Origin of the sequence: Lacrimispora amygdalina, from assembly GCF_900205965.1 — a bacterium.
GTDB classification, from domain to species: Bacteria; Bacillota; Clostridia; order Lachnospirales; family Lachnospiraceae; genus Lacrimispora; species Lacrimispora amygdalina_A.
The window spans coordinates 29,632-47,892 of the sequence record NZ_OAOF01000007.1 but is presented as its reverse complement, the minus strand read 5'-3'; the positions used below and the strand labels follow the sequence as shown (position 1 = coordinate 47,892).

Here is an 18,261-nt window from a genome sequence, read left to right as displayed (position 1 = left end):
TCATCTACGAAAGACTCTGTGTCTCTGCTTTCCTTATATTTTTTATCTTATTATAGCACTTTTCTACCTCCCGAACATCTCTGAAACTGGATTTCAGAATTTTATTTAAATATTCCGGGTTATTCATATAGAGTTCGCCATAAAGAAACAGACTGTCTAAAAAACTGTCTTTAATTTCAGCACAGCTTTCTTCAATTGGCTTGTCAAAACTCCCATACTTTACATATGCTGAATAATAGCACATACCATCACAAATGTCATTAATCCAGCAATCTTTACATATTCCTCTATTCTTTAAAGGTGGAGGTGAACAATTAACCAGTTTGTTCAAATCTATTCCAGAATTAACATCACCAATCTTGAACTTTGAATTGCCAACAGTTTCCTGACAGCTAAAAAAATTACCCATTGGATCAACAACCAGTTTCCCATTCATAGCGAATGAGCATTCACTTCTTTTAGGTTTTTTATATATCTTTTTTAACCACTGTAAATGTCGGTCAGATACCTTTAAATCACCGTCCAAAAGTCTGTTTCTAAAATTATCAGCTATTTTCTCTATTTCGCTTTCAAATATTGGTAGATCATCACTGGCTACAATTAGTTTTTCAGGACAGGCACCAACTAATTTATATGCGATAGCGTCAAAACCCATAGCAAAAAGTTGATCAAAAGAATCGGAAAGACTTGAGTAATTCTCCTTTGTCACAGTTACCCTTGCGCCTAAATAGTCAAATTGCTCTTTCAACAATTGAACACCATTTCTAACCATTTCAAAGCTGCCTTCACCATTAGAAAAGAATCTTGTTTTGTTATGCTGCTCCTCACCACCGTCTATACTAACTGTAACAAAAAAATCATACTGTTTGAGGAATTCTGCAATTTCAGATGTTATACAAACTGCATTTGTTGAAATGCTAAAGCTTGTTTTTATATCATATTGATTCGACTTTTCTAAAATGTATGGAACAATTTGCTTAATGAGAGGAAAATTTAATAATGGTTCTCCTCCAAAAAAATTTACAATGGTTGTTTTGTCTGCGTATTTTGGGAAAAAAACATCCACAGCCTTTTTTGCAGTTTCATAACTCATATTAGAATTAAACATTTTCTTACTATCTTCATTATGGTAGCAATAGGAACATCTCAAATTACAGGCATCTGTTACGAGCAGCCAAAAATTTCCTGGTTTATTTTCTTTTAAATTAAAATCACTTTTTTTCTCTTCTTCAGATGCATATAGGAAGTTTAACTGATTCAGCAATTTTTCAACGTCAATCATTATGTTCCCATCATGCATCGCTTTAGAGATCACAGCCTTAGATTTACCATCCCATTCCTTTAACAAAAAGTATATCGGTTCTTCCACCTTGGCAAAAACACCCATTTTAAGGTTATATAAAAAATAATGGGAATTTAAATTAAAGAACACTGTTTTATTATTTTTATTTATGTAATACTCTGCATTTTTCATATTATCATTCCTTATTATTTATATATTCATTGGTATATATTTGATATCTTCCGACCTCTGCTGAAGGATGTAAAACAATATTACATATTACATAATAGCTATAAAATATTTATTTCTAAAATCAACCCCAAGTGCAAACACCATCACAACTTGCACATGAATCGCTTCTACATCCAATAAAGCAAACAGCCATATCTTCTGGCATTTCTTCTGGTTTGTTATTAATGATTGTAACCATTTCTTCATCATTTAATATTAATTTTTCCATGTTATAATCCTCCTTATATGTATTTCCTTCAGCAAAGTGCGGAAAATATCAAATTTATATTACCTTATGCCAATCTTATAACCAACAAATCACCTTCCTGTGTTAATCTGACATCAGCCATTTGAATGCTTTGCCCATCAGAAAAGATTATTTCCAGAGTTGATGCAACATCTTTATTTGTTATTTCTGTCAGGGTATGTACAAAGTCATTTGCATTATGTTTTAAGTCAAACCTGATCGTAGATGTTTTTGAAAAATATTCTTTATGAATAAAGCTTAATTCAAAGAAAAGCTTAATCAAATTTTCATACTCCATCGTTTTTAAGAATTCATAACCATTTTGTATTTGAATCTTCTCTATAAATGTATCCAAATACTTAGTTTTAAAATTTGGATACACATCCTGTATTGAATTGCCTAATGTTTTTATTAGCTGTTGAGTCTTACTAAAACAAGTCAGGAAATCATCTGTTTTTTTAATACTAAGCAGTATCTTTTCATTTTCTTTATCAATACTGCTTTTTATAATTAAGTCACCAATGACTCTGCATCTCAATTCATCCAGATAGTGCTCATACTCATCAGGCTTTAACTTTTGCTCACATAGTTTTAAACAAAGATAATATGCCTCAAAAATCTCACGTCGTGTCATATAATCAGTTTCTGTATAAGATAAGTTATCCAGTTCATCCAATTCCCTGTTATGTGGAATCGTCATGTCTAAATAAGGATACGAGTCATCACTATTTATAATTCTAATAAGATTTTTGTTCTTAATATCGGTTCCTGGATATGGAGTTGCTATCGCCCAATTACTTTCAGATGGACAATTTTCATTTATAAATTGAACAGATTTGAAGATACTCTGCCAGTCCTGTTTCGGTAGTCCGACCATCATGAAATAGGTAATCCATACACCAGTTTCCTTAACCTTTCTAGTTATCTCCTTAATCTTTTCGAGCTGCAACTGCCTTCCAAGAAAATCCGAAAGCACCTGATCCCCTGTTTCCACTCCTATAGAAATGCTCTTTAAACCAATGCGAACCAATTTCATAAGTACATCCCTGTCAATGGTCTCAGGACGAGTCATAATCATAAGACTTATATCCGCTTCACTAAGACCTCTTATTTCCATTTCTTTAATCAGGAGATCCGCAATCTTTTCAACCCTCCTTTTGGAAGCAATGAAATAGTCATCATACATCATGAATACCCTTACACCATCATCCATAAGACTGGTTATTTCCCTTACCACATATTCAGGACTTTTGAATCTAACTTTGCTTCCATGAATAGGCCTTGCCGCACAATAAATACATTTGTGCATACACCCCTGGGATGAATACAGCATGGCAAGTGATTTAAAAGGTACTATTAAATCACTCCAGTATCCTTTTCTTAAAAGTTGGTCTGTATATGCAATGAAAGGATAATCATCCATAGTATATCTTGGTTCTTGAGGAAAAGATAAATTCAGTTCATTATCTGAGCTCATGAAAGCACAATTGGGTATTTTTGAAAAATCTATTAGTTTTTTCTCCTCTTTTGCAGCCAGCTCAAGGGCAATCCGAATAATTATTTCTTCCCCAGGTCCTATGATTGCATAATCAATATCACTATCCTTTAATGTTCCTAATGGTTCAACTGTAGGATGAATACCGCCAACACCAATCAAAATGTTACCGCATATATCTCTGACTGTTTTAGAAAGTGATTTGACTGCTTTTATATGAATGCTTGTACAAGTTAAACAAACCATATCTGGTTTAAGTCTACGTAAAAAATCCTCAAAAGAAAAATTTTCCTGGACCATATTAAAGTCAATAATCTGAATATGAAATTCTGGTACTTCCTCATTAAAATAAGTTGGGTAATTTTCTTCTGCAATCTTCCTGACCAGTTTTTCATCTCTCAGACTTGAACATATACTCATAATCCCCATGTGTTTACGCGGTCCACGACTGCAATTATATTTTACGCTATTATCAGGAGGATTTATTAGGAGTATTACCTTATCACGCTTTTTACTGCTTTTGAGCGCATTGTTTACATCAGAAATTATCATCTCATCCCAATTATGTACCTCTATATTCACACTTTTAATAATTTTTGTATCATACTCTGGTATGTATTTCTGCTTAACTGAGACATAAATACCTTCAAAACCATCTAATGCACTAATTTGCTCTGCTATCTGTTCTATTGACCGAACCCCTCCCCTAAATAATGCTTTCCCAGCCAAATAGTCAGAGATACCTTTCATAAAACAAATAGCTTCTTTCGGTGTAAATACCTTATAGTCATCATCAAATATAATATCTTCTAATTGCTTTCCAAAATCATCTTTTGAATAAAGATATCGTATTTCTGCCATATTGAATAATCCTAGTTTATCAAGCATCCACAATATATAATAGGAGGAACCATTCTTTCTGAATTTTTTTAGAAATTCATCCAGTATTATAAGTTTTTCAATTTCCAAACACTTAAGAATATGGAATAAGAATAGTTTATTCAATAACTGTGTTCCCGACCAATCCAGTATGGAATTTATCAAGACACTGTACTCGTCGGCTGCTCCTTTCATTTCGGTCAGTGTTGTCTCAAGGTTTTCTTTTAAATCCAACATTCCCATCCCCCCTTACCGTCATATACTAAAACTCAGGACTTTATCTGAATGATGTTACAATACAATCTTTCCATCCATATTCTTTCAAAATATTCTTAGCGGTCACTTCATTCGTAAGTATTACTTCCCAACCATTTTCCAGATTAACTGCAAGTTCTTCCGCACGCTCTTTCATTTTTGCCATGTCTAAAGATAAAAAATATTCCTGCCTTTTTTGTAATAAGCTGCTTTCCAGTCCAGCCATATGACGTCTTAAAGCTATGTTTCCCCTCGCGCCGGGACTTACAGGTATTGCTTCCTGTGCTGCTACTCCATGAATGGCTTGCTTTAAATCAGATTCATTAATTCCTCCACTTTGTGCAAAGAATAGAGTTTCTTTAAATACCTTCAGTGTTGAATTGATATTTGGATCACGCATAGACAGAAAAGTCAACAAACATTCAAAACCATCAACATTTAAGTCTACACCATAAGCCCCACTCTGATTGCGTATACGCTCCCACAAAAATCCGGTCTTTAAGATATGAGCCAACACCTTTTCAGCCACCTCATCAATTGTAGCAAATTTTGAACAAGGTATCACTTTACCAACAAAATTAGTAGCAGTTTCAGTTATAAGAATTTCTTTCCCATTCATACACTTCTTTGAAAAGAAATAATTGTTTTCTTTTATTTTCAAAGATCTTTCTACAGGCAATTTATGAACGAATTCTTCTAATTTTCGTTCCAATTGTGGAAAATATTTTCTCTCAGTTGTAATATTTATCATCAACCGATCTTGTGAAATTATTAATTTGGTCAATTGGTTTAATTTATCAATAAGGCTATTTTGAATTTCCTGCATACCCCAATTAATATCTTTCAAATACATTATTTGTCCTACGCCGTTCCAGATATCCCGCAAATAGTATACTTCCGACAAAGAGGTTTTCAAACGATCGGAGACCAGACTGGCAGCATCTGGTATTAATCTCCGAAAACATTTATTCCTATATTCTACAAATTCAGTTCCATTATTTTTTAAATTATCAAATGTACTTTGATTGAAATTATTCTCAATCAAGTCTAAAATTTCACTGAAATTTTCAACAAATAGTTTGGTTGAAAACTGGCAAAAGCTATTTATTTCTCCAGTATCATTAATTTTTCTAACAGCATTCATGGAAAAATTGACTCCGCCTGTCACACCGACTGCTACACAAAATTTCTGTTTCTGATTAGTGTTAAGTACACTTCCAGATGCCAAAGCATTTCCCCAAAAGGAAAGTAGCCGTAAATAATCCTCTTCAATACCTTTCAAGTCAAAAAGTAATTCAACATACACAATCCCATTTGTCCTGACGTCGTTCCAAAATAGAGGTACAGCATCAAGCAGTCTTTCCTCTATAATAGGAAATGTGTCAATCTCTCTTGGTATATCCTCCTGTGATAATTTGTTAAATACCTTATTATTATCATTTATCTTTTCACTTCTTATTACAGGATAATCAGTATTTTTAAGCTTTGCCTTCTCATAAATCTTATTCAGTTCTTTCTGCATATAGTCTTTATCTGATTTAAGGCTAAGTAAGGTTCTGCTGGGATTGAGTAATAAGTTATCACGAATCAAATCTGCAATGAAGGATTCTCTTTGTTCTATATTTCTCTCTATTGTGTTGATTTGCTGATCAAAAATTAAGGACTCATGAGGAGGAACACCATGAAACCACCCCCGCAGCGCTTTTCTCAATAAGAAGAGTGTATACGGACCTCCATACCTTTTGATTTCCTTATTCTTAAAACGTATTTTTTGAAGTGCTGTTTTCATATGCTCAGCAGGAATTCCCTTATCAGCAATTCTCCCAAAACACTCAAAAATAATTTCTTCAACCTTCTTTACATTAACTTCCTTAATTCCTTTTAGTGATAAATTATAAACTACACTGTTATAGTCTGTATCCATACCAGTTAATTGCATAACTTCACCCACTAAACCAGTTTTCTTAAGTGAATTATTTAGTATTGCACCTTCATGCCCGGTTAACAGCTCAGAAACAAGTTCCATTGACAAAATATGATTAGGATTTGTAATAGATCCCAACAGCCAATTCATTGAAAGCACTTGTCCATCTTCATTCTCAGCAAAAATTTTTCCGGGATATATACCTTCTATGTATTTAGGTTTTTTCCAGCATGATTGCACTGGTATAATGCCATTAACATCTTTTGCTGTAAAACCTGCCAGCAGCTGTTCCGATAAAAATTTCAAATGTTTTTCAGTTGGAATGTCACCAGCTAAAAACACCTTAGTGTTTGATGGATGATACCATTTCTGATGAAAATCTAAAACATCCTGATATGAAGTATCCAGGATATGCAATGGTTCACCGCCTGGACTATACTTATAAATGGTATCCGGGAAAACCGACCGAATTGAAAGCTTACGTATTACAGGTATTGGTGATACGCAGTTGTTTAACACCTCATTAAAAACCACACCATTTATTTTATTGTCTCTATGATCTATGCTATAGGCCTCTTCGTAAAACGTTTCTTCTCTAAGGAGCGGGAAAAATACTGAATCGCCCATTGCCAGCATAAGATTATAAAAATCCTTTTCATTCAGACTGCTGCCTATAAATAAAGTCTTATCATGCATCGTCCAGGCATTAAGGTACGTACTCATACTGGATTTCAGCAAATGTGAGAAAACATTACTCTCATTAAATCTTCTTGATCCTCTTAAAATACAGTGTTCTAATATATGTGACAGTCCCCGGTCATCCTCAGGCAACGTCTTTACTATATATGCGAAAAGATTTTCCTTATCATCACAATGAATATGCCATACTTCCATTCCTGTTGCATTATGCATTAGCTGGATAGAAACTGCATCAATTTCATAGAGTGGTACCTTCTTTATAACAGTAAATCCATATAATTGCTGACCTTCGTATAAACCGGTGCTTATCATAATGGCATAGACTCCTTAACTATTTTTAATTATCCAAGACATCACAGCCGTTTATAATACTTGTTATTTGAAAATACCTCATCCACAAGAGAAGGTGAATGACTATACACCCTTGCATATAATTTAAATGCATCTTCTATCATGAATTTGGTGTGATTGCATGTAACATCATAAGGGGTATTCAAATCGTTATGATACACATAACCTTCATGAGCGCAGCCACCTCCGCACAGCTGAAGTGCCCAGCAATCATTACAAGGGCGTTCTTCTACGGGATTCACAAATTGTTTGTTTATATCTTCCCATTTTTCTGCATTTGAAATATTCCCCAAAGAGAACTCGTTACAGTCTATCAGACGATGACATTTATGTATATCTCCACTTGGTGTAAACATTAACGCATTATCAGTCTGAAAGGAGCATTCAGCTCCTATTAGCTTGTTATGCATGCTGACACAGTATTTATATGTATTTGAAAAGAAGCAATGCTTACGATTTCGTATATTCTCGTACATCATTTGATTTATTTCTGAAATCTGTTCATGAATGCCTGGAAGATCTGCACCTGATACGTATAAATTCTCATCAGATGTAATTGCCAGTGAGCAGGCTACATCATTGAATCCCAAATTCCACAGATGCATTACAGATTCCTTTAATCGGCTGGCATTCTCTTTTGTTAAAACTATGGTTGCCCTAAGTTTTTTAAATTTATTTTTAAATTTTGGTATATTATTTTCTATTATTTTATAACTGCCAATTCCAGAAGCTAAAGGTCTGTTATGATTTTGAATCTGGTCATTACCATCAATACTAAAAAGAAGTTCAACATTGTTATCTGCTAAAAACTCAACAAATGCTTCATCATATATTGTACCGTTAGTTGTCATATTGAAAACGAGTTTCCTATTGGCATCAGCTAAAATCTCTTTAATATATTCAATAGAAAACTTTATTACTTCACGGTTCATAAATGGCTCACCGCCAAAAAACGAAACATAAGATACTGGACCATCTGATAGATTCTCTTTCCAGTAGTCTATACATTTTTTAGCTGTAGTAATATTCATTTCTAATTTCTCTCCACCATAATTTCCACCATGAGCATAGCAGTATATACATCTCATGTTACAATCGTGGGCAACATTCAGCCATAAATGAGAAACACGTTTAGACAGCCCTTTACCCTGGGTAAAAAGAGACTTACGGCTAATAAACATTCCTTGCTTTTCATGTAATGAATTAAGTACAGCAATCCCGGATTCAATATCTTCTGCAGAATATTTATCGCTGAGATTCTCAATTATCTTTTTAATGTTAAAGTAAGGCAATTGCTCTATTATCTTATCAAGCATCGGTGAAGATTTTCCAAGTATGCCCGAATCAACATCAAAAAAGAAGTAGCTTCCATTCTCATTAAATCTTAAAACATTTACTTTCATTGGAAATTGAAGCATAACTCCCCCCCTTATCCTTTTATATTTCAGTGTTTTTAAAAAGCCTGTCTAAGCTCTCAGGAATACTCATATATAGTTCACTATACATTCTTATTCCTTCGCTTATTAAGAATTTGACCAGCTTGCAACTTATCGAATATGGTATGTTTACATCCTTGTTGTAAACAAAGCTGTCATATGCGCAGCCGCCTCCACACAACTTCTGAGCCCAACATTTATTACACACACGCTCATCCAAGGATTTCATAAAATTCTTATTCTTACACATATTTTCCCACTTATCTGCTGTATCAATATGACCGATAGAAAATTCTTTTTCACTTAATAACTCATAACATTTGAACATTGTACCATCAGGTGTAAAAACTGATACGGAATTATTTTCGAGTGCGCACCCACTATAGGGTAAATTTAAATGAATTTTTTTGCATATTGCAAGCGCATTTACCAAAATTCCAGACTTATGATGAATTATATTTTTTAAAGTCAGGGTATTCAGGTGTTTAATCTGTGAAAAGATTATGTCTAGGTCTTCTTCTGTAAAAGCAAGTCCATCATCACTTGTAATCGAAAGAAAGAAGGTTACATTTTTAAAGCCCATTTTGAATAAATGCTCTACTGATTTTTGAAAATATGGCGCACTTTTTTTAGTTACAACAATATTTGCATTTAATCTCGGAAAATATTCCTGGAATTTCTTTAAATTTTCTGAGATTACATTGTAAGTTCCTCTGCCTGATGCAAAAATACGCTGGGAGTCATGTATATCTGGCGTACCATCTACACTAAATAAAAGTTCTACGTCATGCTCTTTCAATTTTTTCACAAAGTCTTCATCAAAAATCGTTCCATTTGTCGTGATATTGTAACAAACTTTTCTTCCTGTGCTCTTGATTAAATTATCAATATATTCCATAGAATATTCGATAACTTTTCTGTTTAAGAATGGTTCTCCACCAAAGAAATAAACATTAACCTTATCAAAATCCCCCAAATTTTTATACCAATAATCAATGCATTTTTTAGCCCGTTCAACAGACATATTCATTCTTTCATCTTTGTAATCTCCACCATTTGCAAAACAATAAATGCATCTCATATTACAATCATGAACAATATTCAGCCATAAGTTCTTCAACTTAGGTGGAGAATTCTTTTGAATCACCTTATTTTTCTGGCTAAGCATACCATTTGATTTGTACATATTTTTTATATATTCAAAACTTTTTTTAATTAGTTCTTCTGGATATTCTTCTTTAAGTAAATCTAAAATTTCTTCTGGAGAATGTTCCGGATACAAACCTATAATCTTATTCAGTATAGCTCTGCTTTCAACAAAAAATCCTGACTGTATGTCATAGAAAAAATAGCGGTTATTATTGTCATAGGTAATTGTCTTTATTTCCATATAATTGGAACTCATTCCTTCACCCTCCATTTTTCTTTTTCATACTTTTGAAAAAAGTCTGGTCTTTTTTGCATTATCTCATAATACAAATAGAGTTGAAGCTTATATTTATGTAAATCCAAATCACAGTTAATTTCTTCTCCTTTGTCATAGGCACCTTTGTGCTTTATCCGGCAGCCTGATCCACAAATATTTCGGGCCCAACATGTGCTGCACTTCTCAGGAATTGGAATCTGTTCTGACAGCTTCTTATATTTATCATAATCAATGCCTGTGTCCAAATCTCCTATTTTGTACTCATCCCTCATCATCCAATCACAAGGGAATATTTCACCTTCAGGAGAAATTCCCACTGAGTTCTGGAATGCTCCACAATAATTGTATCTTGGTTTTCGGTTATGAATTTCATATATACGGCTGAGTAGAGGTTTGGAGTCCAGGTTTTTTCCATTTCCTATCTCTTCTGCTAAATACACAGCTAATTTGTCATATTCACCTTTTAGAGTTATTAACTGTTCTTCCGTGAACTCAAACTGCTTATCAGCATCAGTAACTTCTTCCATATGAACATGTTCAAAACCTTCTTCATAAAAATCTTTAGCCATATCAAAAACATTCATATTATAAGGTGTAACAGTTGCGCGTACTGCTTTCTTTCTTTCACTTTGAAGCATGTTCTTCCAACCATTGTCTTTTACTATATCAAAAGAACCTTCCCCACTTGCCAATGGCCTTAAGAAATTATGAACCTTAGGGTCAGGGCTGTCCACACTAATCATTGATTGTACATCATATTGGTTTAACAATTGCATTACTTCACTTGTTAGAAGTGTTCCATTTGTCGTTGTTGCAAATCTGACTTCTTTATTGTACCTCTTTCCCATTTCAGTACTATATTCTAGTACATGTAATATCATTGAAAGATTTACAAGAGGTTCTCCTCCAATGAATGCTATATATACTGTATCTTTATCCTTTGCTTCTTTAAATAAGAAATCAACAGCTTTCTCAGCCATTTTCAAGTCCATAACACCATTCTTGAAATGCCCTCCATCACCTGCAAAACAATATCTGCATCTAAGGTTGCATGCATATGCAGGATTCAATTCAACAGAATTAATGGCAATATCGCTTACCTGTTCTGAATTGTAAATAATTGACTTATACTTTTGGTTTTCTTTATCCATCCATGAAAACTGCTGAAAAAGCTTTTGTATGTATCCTTTTTTATCATCCGGATATTGAGCAAGAATCTCTTCCTCATTTTCTTTATTGTATTTTTCGAGAAGATCTTCAATTAAATCAGATGACTGAAAGAGAATCATAGACTCAGGAAGCCATATAAATGTCTTACCTAATACTTCAATTTTTTCGTATTCAATTTTTATATTACAATTAGATTTCATTATTTTACCCTTCCATAAATTAATTTTCTTTCGTGATTGAAATCAGCCCAAGCATTTGACGCTCATAATTCTTTAAAATTAATAACATCTAACTGATAAATTTCAGATAAAGCCTTCATTAAATTCTCCTGAATATAATCAACCTGATCTATTGGAGTGAACCGACTATGACTTGATCTACAAATATTAACCAATGAGGGAGTTATTTTTTTCTCTTTTAAAGTTTCAACTAGTGTATGTATTCGTGTCATTATTTCATTTTCTTGAACTTTCAAGGTATTTGGAAGTGTAACTTGAAAATCATTTATTATATAAAAATATCTTTCATCCTGCTTTATGGCATCAATTCTTGGCAGATTAATATAGTTAACCGGATGATATTTATTATTCATAAAACCATCATATTCATTTTTTGTAATTTCTACCCGTACACAGCCTAACTGCTTAGGGTCACCGCTGCAAGAAAAATAGTCTAAATCAATATCAAGGATCAAATTATCACGAGGAAAAATATGTTCAATCAATCCGGCATAACAAACAAACTCTGTATAACTTTCAGGTTTAATTTTGTTTTCCATGTTTGATGCATTCCCTGAAATTAAAATTCTACCATCGTTCTGATAAGAATATACGAATCTTTTGTTAGTACTTAAATTCTTATTAATATGATTTACCCAGTAAATCTGCTCAATTATACCAAGATAAACTGATGGTACTATAAAACAGGCGATATTTAATTCTTTATAAGTAAATTTTTTTGTTTCCGGAATATTTCCAATCGTTTGATGTATTGATGTATTAAAACAGGGAGTTCCCATATCCGGATGCTCATCAATATGTAACAAAAAATTTCCTTTTTCCATTATCCATTTATTTTTGATCGCATGATTCCATATATAAAATGCCTCGTGATGTTCTTCGCAAATTATTGTCATAATCTTTTTCATTCGCAATACCTCTCCTAATATTAACTACGAATTTTTTCTAATACATTTACAAAACCATTTATTTTGTCTATGAATATATCACTTGTATATTGTTTATGCAAATATTTCAAATCGCACAATTCGACTTTTCTTAAGCGATATTATTAATATTTTTCAGTGAGTTAGGGCTCTTATTTTTCTATACTTTGTTTTAATAACAGCTCCTCCCATTTTTAATTTCACCTAAGAAGCGATGAGATTTCTTTTTCTGTGATGATTATTAACTAACCTTTAACAATAAATCCTTTATCTGATAAATTTTAGACCTACTTTTTCTAAGATTCTTCAGGAATTATTGTATACTTAAAGATGAGCTAAATTCTGATATGGAGATCATTGCAGCTAAATACGAACTAAATTTTTTTAAGAAAGTAAAGTCGAATATATAGATAAAACGTCGAGTGATAATCCAAAAAAATACTGACGATTAAAGAAATCTCAATCATTTACAAAGTATCGAGGATTTGATAGATTCATAGCACAGGAGGTATATGAATTGATAATATTAAGATTTACTATCTTGATTTAGTTTGGCTAAACGAATACACTGTATACATATATCATGAAAGGATATGATTTCATTGTATATATGACTGTTTGGGAGACGTCTGCTGAAAAATAGAATATCGCAAAACGCTAAGTGAAAAAAATAGAGCCAAAAATTAGGATTAGCAGAGTATGTAGGTTTTCTTAAGAATGCAACTAAATCAATTGATGAACGGAGAAGGGAGAAAACAAATGAATAGACTATTACTACTTGAAGATGATTTAAGTCTGATTGATGGGCTTTCCTGCCTGTTAAAAAGGCAGGGGTTTGAATTGGATATTGCTCGAACCGTAGGAGAAGCCAATACCATTTGGACAGATGGTAAATACGATTTGTTGATACTAGATGTATCCTTGCCAGACGGATCTGGCTTTGAGGTTTGTCAAAAAGTTCGTCAAGTATCAAAAGTTCCGATTATTTTTTTAACTGCTTCAGATGAAGAAATTAGTATTGTTATGGGGCTTGATATTGGCGGTGACGATTATATCACCAAGCCCTTTAAATTAGGTATACTCATATCTAGAATAAACGCTTTGCTTAGAAGAGCAAAGCATTTTGAAATGACGGAGGCAGAAATCGTATCGAATGGGTTAAAAGTATTCTTGCTGCAAGGACAAGTCTATAAAGACGGCCAGCTTTTGGAATTAACAACAGCTGAGTATCGATTGCTTTGTCTACTTATGCAAAATTCCAACATCATACTATCTAAAGAAAAAATACTGGATAAGCTATGGGACGGTGAGGGTAGTTATGTGGACGATAATACATTGGCGGTATATATTCGGAGGCTAAGAATGAAAGTTGAAGACAATCCAGGGGACCCGCAAATGCTGCTGACCGTGAGGGGCATGGGCTACAAATGGAATGTATTGAATTGAGGTGAGTAGGTGAAGATTTTTACTAATAAGGATATTAGGTACTTTTTTCTTGCTATGTCCTACATCTTGATCGGTACTATTCTTTTAATTCAGTTATTATTATGGAGGTTTTACGGAACATGGAACCTAGTCATACTATTGCTGTCTTTATTTACTGCATTATGTCTATTAGGTGTCTTCTTACTCTATTTTTATAAGCAAAATCAGATTATGGAAAAAGCCATATCTCAAATCAACTTATATCTTTCAGGAGATTCAGATGTACGAATTGATTGCGACAAGGAAGGCAGTCTGTATAAGCTTTTCCATGCAGTAAACACATTGGCAACGGCACTCAATGCTCATGGAATAAAAGAAAAGAAATTGAAAGAGTTTTTAAAAGATACTATTTCTGATATTTCTCATCAGTTAAAAACTCCCCTCACCGCCCTCACAATTTACAACGGACTTCTACAGGAAGATATAGAAAATATTTCGGCTGTTAAAGAATTTGCCTTAAAGTCAGAGAAAGAGGTGGAACGTATTGAAATGCTTGTTCAAAATCTCTTAAAAATCACAAAATTAGATGCAGGTACTATTATTCTAAATAAAGCGCCTGAAAATATAGCAAAATTAATCAAAGATATCTATCAATATTTCGAATTTCGTGCTATTAATGAAAAGAAAAACATAGCCTTGTCAGGGTCAGATGATACCCTGCTTTTTTGTGACAGAGATTGGATATCAGAAGTCATTAGTAACATCATAAAAAATGCTCTCGACCACACCACTGCAGGAAGTCAGATTACAGTAGAGTGGAAAAAGCTCCTGACTGTCACACAGATAACTATAAAGGACAATGGCAGCGGCATACACCCGGAAGATATACACCATATTTTTAAGAGATTTTACCGTAGCCGTTTTTCAAAAGATACGAAAGGTATTGGCCTTGGGCTATCACTTGCAAAAACAATTGTCGAAGCACATGGCGGCAATATCACAGTGGACAGTGTATTGGGCAAAGGTAGTATATTTATTTTAAATTTTCTAAACCTTACTAAAATGTAAGCGTAGATTCATATGAAAGTAAGGTGCCAATGGTAACTTATCATTAAGTGATTGTAGTACATTGTAAAATGGTCACTAGAAAGGCGTGATAAGATATGGATTTATTAGAAGTAAATAGAATAAACAAGACCTATGGTACAGGTGAAGCTGCGGTAAATGCTCTAAAAAATGTGAATTTCAGGGTGCCAAAAGGAGAATTTATTGCCGTTGTGGGTGAGTCCGGTTCCGGGAAAAGCACATTGCTTAACATGATTGGTGCGCTGGATACCCCCACTTCCGGTAAAGTGTTCATTGACGGAAAAGATATATTCAGTATGAAAGAAGAAAGGCTGACTGTTTTCCGCCGCAGAAATATCGGCTTTATTTTTCAGGCATTCAATCTGATACCCGAACTGAATGTGGAGCAAAACATTATGTTTCCCGTTTTGCTCGACTATAAAAAGCCTGATCCAGCTTATGTTGAGGAAATACTTACAGTTCTTTCCTTGCAGGACAGGCGCAAACATCTGCCCCGGCAGTTATCGGGCGGGCAGCAGCAACGTGTGGCTATTGGACGCGCCCTAATTACCCGTCCCACGCTGATACTGGCAGACGAACCAACAGGAAATCTGGACAGCCAAAACAGCAATGATGTTATTTCACTTTTAAAAACAGCGTCAAAACGCTACCAGCAGACAATCATTATGATTACGCATAACCGGAACCTCGCTTCCAGAGCTGACCGGGTATTACAGGTGTCGGACGGTGTTCTCACAGATTTGGGGGGATTCTCCGAATGAATAGTTATCTTGGTTTAATTAAGGAATATGGAAAAATACATAAGAAAAAGACTCGAATTACAATCATATGTATTACAATCGCAGTTTGCCTTGTTACAGCTATTTTCGGCTTGGCCGAAGCAATGATACAGGCTCAGACCATTGGTCAAATCAAGGCAAATGGTTATTGGCATGTTGCTTTCAAAAATATAGATGATGAAACTGCAGCACTAATTCAAAATCGCCCTGATATCCAGGTGGCCGGTTGGCTTTCAAGTACACAAGAAGGAACGCTTGGTACAGAAGATATTTCTATAATGGGTGGTGATGAAGCTATTTCTGGTAATATGGGGCTCACCGTTAATAAAGGTCATTTCCCTCAGTCAGCAAAGGAAGCTTTGCTGGACGATCAATTTGTAAATGAGCATGGAATTTCATTACATGACACTGTAAAAGTAATGTTATCGGACGGTAGAATACATGACTTTGTTATTACCGGAACTTACAACAATACCCTGTCACAGCTAAAGGATGATACGCATGGTCTCTTTTTGTCCTATAATGCCATACGGGAAGCAGGCAGCGACACAAGCGGATATACTTATTATGTTCAGTTTAAAAGAAATTCTAATATGAGAAATGCTATTGATACAATAAAAGAGAATTTCAATTTGACAGATGAACAGGTTTCAGAAAATCCGGCGCTTCTCGGTATGATTGGACAAAGTCGCGATAGTTTTATGGTAAATATCTATATCACAGCGGTTATCTTGTTTATACTTGTACTTGCGGCTGGAACATTGATGATTGCTAGCAGCATTAACATGTCTGTCCGGGAGCGAGTTCAATTTTTCGGATTAATGCGCTGTCTTGGAGCATCAACTTCACAGGTCAAAAAATATGTACTCCTTGAAAGTATACGGCTTTGCCTATCTGGAATACCTGCCGGTATTATCGCGGGGACAGTCATAACAATGGCATCATCGGCATTTTTAAGATACGTCAATTCAGCATATTTCAGTGATATGCCAATATTTCACCTAAGTATAATAAGTCTTGTAAGTGGAACACTGGTTGGATTTTTAACTGTGACTCTGGCCGCACTTTCTCCTGCCAACAAAGCAGCAAAGGTATCCCCACAATGCGCCGTGTCCGGCAATGCGGCGAAAGGCACTATATTTACAACGAAAGCGGCATTGAATATAAAACGAATCAAGCCAGAAACATCACTTGGAATCTCTCATGCACTCTCTGATAAAAAGAATATTTTATTAATGACAGGTTCATTCGCTATCAGTATAATACTCTTTCTTTCCTTTAGCGTTATGGTTCATTTTATGGAACAGGGAATACGAGCGTTAAAACCATACACGCCTGATATTTCGATTGTAAGCCATGACAATACTAATTCACTTAATAAAGAGGTCTTGGAACAGGCAAAAAACATAAACGGTGTCAAACGCCTCTTTGGCCGTATGTTTGAAGGTGATTTATCTATAACAAGCGTACATGGTGATGCTAAAATCAACCTAATCTCTTATGAAGAAAATCAATTTAAGTGGGCAAAACAGGAATTGGTTTCCGGCAGCATTAAAACTGTGATAAAAGAAAAAAATTCTGTTTTAGTCGTTCATTCAGATAACTCAACCTTGAAAGCTGGTGACACTTTTACAATAAAAACGAAACATGGCGAAAATAACGTCTATGTTGCCGGGGTAGTTTCAAACAGTTCATTTGTCAGTGATGCTGGTGTACAAACCGTTATTTGTTCTGAGCAGACATTCCGCAGTTTAACTGGAGAACAAGGATATTCGATAATAGATATACAGCTTGCAAGGAACGCAAGCGAAGATACCGTCGCACAACTGCGCAAGCTTACTTCACTGGATCATATTTTTTCAGACCAACGAGAAGTCAATACAGGAGCTAAAGCAGCATACTACTCCTTTGCATTGTTTATTTATGGCTTTCTTGTAATAATTGCGTCTATTACTGTATTCAATATCATTAACAGCATGAACAACAGCGTTTCTAACAGGAAAAACAGATATGGTGTAATGAAAGCAATAGGAATGACGGGAAAACAACTCCATCATATGGTGATTGCGGAAGCGGCAACCTATGCAATATGCGGTTGTCTGGCCGGACTTATCATAGGTCTGCCTATTCACAGGCTGATATTTAAAATTATGATAACGTCACAATGGGGGCTTAATTGGCAAATACCATTTGGAACACTTGTAATTATAATCGGCATTACTTTATTATCAACGTTTTTGTCCGTCATACGTCCAGTAAAAACACTTAATAAAATGAATGTAACAGATATTGTTAACGCACAATAAGAGACAAAAACATAGGACTGGGTTGTGTATATTTAAAGCAGAGGTATATCTATGCCTATTAAAGAACAACAGTAAACTAACGGCGGTTTTAAGGGTTTTAAGATC

The 18,261-nt window shown here is 34.4% G+C and carries 12 protein-coding genes; 4 read left to right on the top strand and 8 right to left on the bottom strand.

Features of this window, described 5'->3' with window-relative positions:
* Positions 1-4: 4 nt before the first annotated feature.
* The 8 genes from prlB to CRO04_RS11260 all read right to left on the bottom strand — a co-directional run bounded on the left by prlB (position 5) and on the right by CRO04_RS11260 (position 12,542).
* A complete protein-coding gene (gene prlB, locus CRO04_RS11290) occupies positions 5-1,474 on the bottom strand; it encodes a ParLac system radical SAM/SPASM peptide maturase (protein WP_097004348.1) in 1,470 nt (489 codons plus the stop codon).
* 121 nt (positions 1,475-1,595) lie between these two features.
* Positions 1,596-1,742 carry a ParLac system Cys-rich RiPP peptide gene (prlA, locus tag CRO04_RS26230; RefSeq protein ID WP_166432533.1) on the bottom strand — a complete coding sequence of 49 codons (147 nt, stop codon included), beginning with the start codon at positions 1,740-1,742 and terminating at the stop codon, positions 1,596-1,598.
* A gap of 64 nt (positions 1,743-1,806) precedes the next feature.
* On the bottom strand, positions 1,807-4,371 hold the full coding sequence (locus tag CRO04_RS11285) for a B12-binding domain-containing radical SAM protein (protein WP_166432532.1): 2,565 nt from the start codon (positions 4,369-4,371) through the stop codon (positions 1,807-1,809).
* Positions 4,372-4,411: 40 nt separating this feature from the next.
* A complete protein-coding gene (locus CRO04_RS11280) occupies positions 4,412-7,324 on the bottom strand; it encodes an insulinase family protein (RefSeq protein WP_097004346.1) in 2,913 nt (970 codons plus the stop codon).
* Positions 7,325-7,365: 41 nt separating this feature from the next.
* A complete protein-coding gene (locus tag CRO04_RS11275; protein ID WP_097004345.1) occupies positions 7,366-8,781 on the bottom strand; it encodes a radical SAM/SPASM domain-containing protein in 1,416 nt (471 codons plus the stop codon).
* Between the two features lie 19 nt (positions 8,782-8,800).
* Positions 8,801-10,204, bottom strand: coding sequence for a radical SAM/SPASM domain-containing protein (locus CRO04_RS11270; protein ID WP_166432531.1), 1,404 nt, complete (start codon positions 10,202-10,204; stop codon positions 8,801-8,803).
* Positions 10,201-11,595: a radical SAM/SPASM domain-containing protein gene (locus tag CRO04_RS11265; protein ID WP_097004343.1), complete on the bottom strand. Its 1,395-nt coding sequence runs from the start codon at positions 11,593-11,595 to the stop codon at positions 10,201-10,203. The genes CRO04_RS11270 and CRO04_RS11265 overlap by 4 nt, the downstream gene beginning before the upstream one ends.
* A 62-nt stretch (positions 11,596-11,657) precedes the next feature.
* The gene (locus CRO04_RS11260) at positions 11,658-12,542 is read right to left on the bottom strand and encodes a UPF0489 family protein (protein WP_097004342.1); all 885 of its coding nucleotides are present in this window, start codon (positions 12,540-12,542) and stop codon (positions 11,658-11,660) included.
* 777 nt (positions 12,543-13,319) lie between these two features.
* Here CRO04_RS11260 and CRO04_RS11255 point away from each other — a divergent pair.
* The 4 genes from CRO04_RS11255 to CRO04_RS11240 all read left to right on the top strand — a co-directional run bounded on the left by CRO04_RS11255 (position 13,320) and on the right by CRO04_RS11240 (position 18,156).
* Positions 13,320-14,006: a response regulator transcription factor gene (locus tag CRO04_RS11255; protein WP_097004341.1), complete on the top strand. Its 687-nt coding sequence runs from the start codon at positions 13,320-13,322 to the stop codon at positions 14,004-14,006.
* Between the two features lie 9 nt (positions 14,007-14,015).
* Positions 14,016-15,053, top strand: coding sequence for a sensor histidine kinase (locus CRO04_RS11250; RefSeq protein ID WP_097004340.1), 1,038 nt, complete (start codon positions 14,016-14,018; stop codon positions 15,051-15,053).
* Positions 15,054-15,148: 95 nt separating this feature from the next.
* Entirely contained in the window at positions 15,149-15,832 is a 684-nt protein-coding gene (locus tag CRO04_RS11245; protein ID WP_097004339.1) for an ABC transporter ATP-binding protein, read from the top strand.
* The gene (locus CRO04_RS11240) at positions 15,829-18,156 is read left to right on the top strand and encodes an ABC transporter permease (RefSeq protein WP_097004338.1); all 2,328 of its coding nucleotides are present in this window, start codon (positions 15,829-15,831) and stop codon (positions 18,154-18,156) included. Before CRO04_RS11245 ends, CRO04_RS11240 begins: the two co-directional genes overlap by 4 nt.
* The last annotated feature ends 105 nt before the right edge of the window (positions 18,157-18,261 follow it).

Excerpts from the sequence above, each read along its gene's own strand:
- prlB (WP_097004348.1), bottom strand. The coding sequence starts at position 1,474 with ATGAAAAATGCAGAGTATTACATAAATAAAAATAATAAAACAGTGTTC.
- prlA (WP_166432533.1), bottom strand. The coding sequence starts at position 1,742 with ATGGAAAAATTAATATTAAATGATGAAGAAATGGTTACAATCATTAAT.
- CRO04_RS11285 (WP_166432532.1), bottom strand. The coding sequence starts at position 4,371 with ATGTTGGATTTAAAAGAAAACCTTGAGACAACACTGACCGAAATGAAA.
- CRO04_RS11280 (WP_097004346.1), bottom strand. The coding sequence starts at position 7,324 with ATGATAAGCACCGGTTTATACGAAGGTCAGCAATTATATGGATTTACT.
- CRO04_RS11275 (WP_097004345.1), bottom strand. The coding sequence starts at position 8,781 with ATGCTTCAATTTCCAATGAAAGTAAATGTTTTAAGATTTAATGAGAAT.
- CRO04_RS11270 (WP_166432531.1), bottom strand. The coding sequence starts at position 10,204 with ATGAGTTCCAATTATATGGAAATAAAGACAATTACCTATGACAATAAT.
- CRO04_RS11265 (WP_097004343.1), bottom strand. The coding sequence starts at position 11,595 with ATGAAATCTAATTGTAATATAAAAATTGAATACGAAAAAATTGAAGTA.
- CRO04_RS11260 (WP_097004342.1), bottom strand. The coding sequence starts at position 12,542 with ATGAAAAAGATTATGACAATAATTTGCGAAGAACATCACGAGGCATTT.
- CRO04_RS11255 (WP_097004341.1), top strand. The coding sequence starts at position 13,320 with ATGAATAGACTATTACTACTTGAAGATGATTTAAGTCTGATTGATGGG.
- CRO04_RS11245 (WP_097004339.1), top strand. The coding sequence starts at position 15,149 with ATGGATTTATTAGAAGTAAATAGAATAAACAAGACCTATGGTACAGGT.
- CRO04_RS11240 (WP_097004338.1), top strand. The coding sequence starts at position 15,829 with ATGAATAGTTATCTTGGTTTAATTAAGGAATATGGAAAAATACATAAG.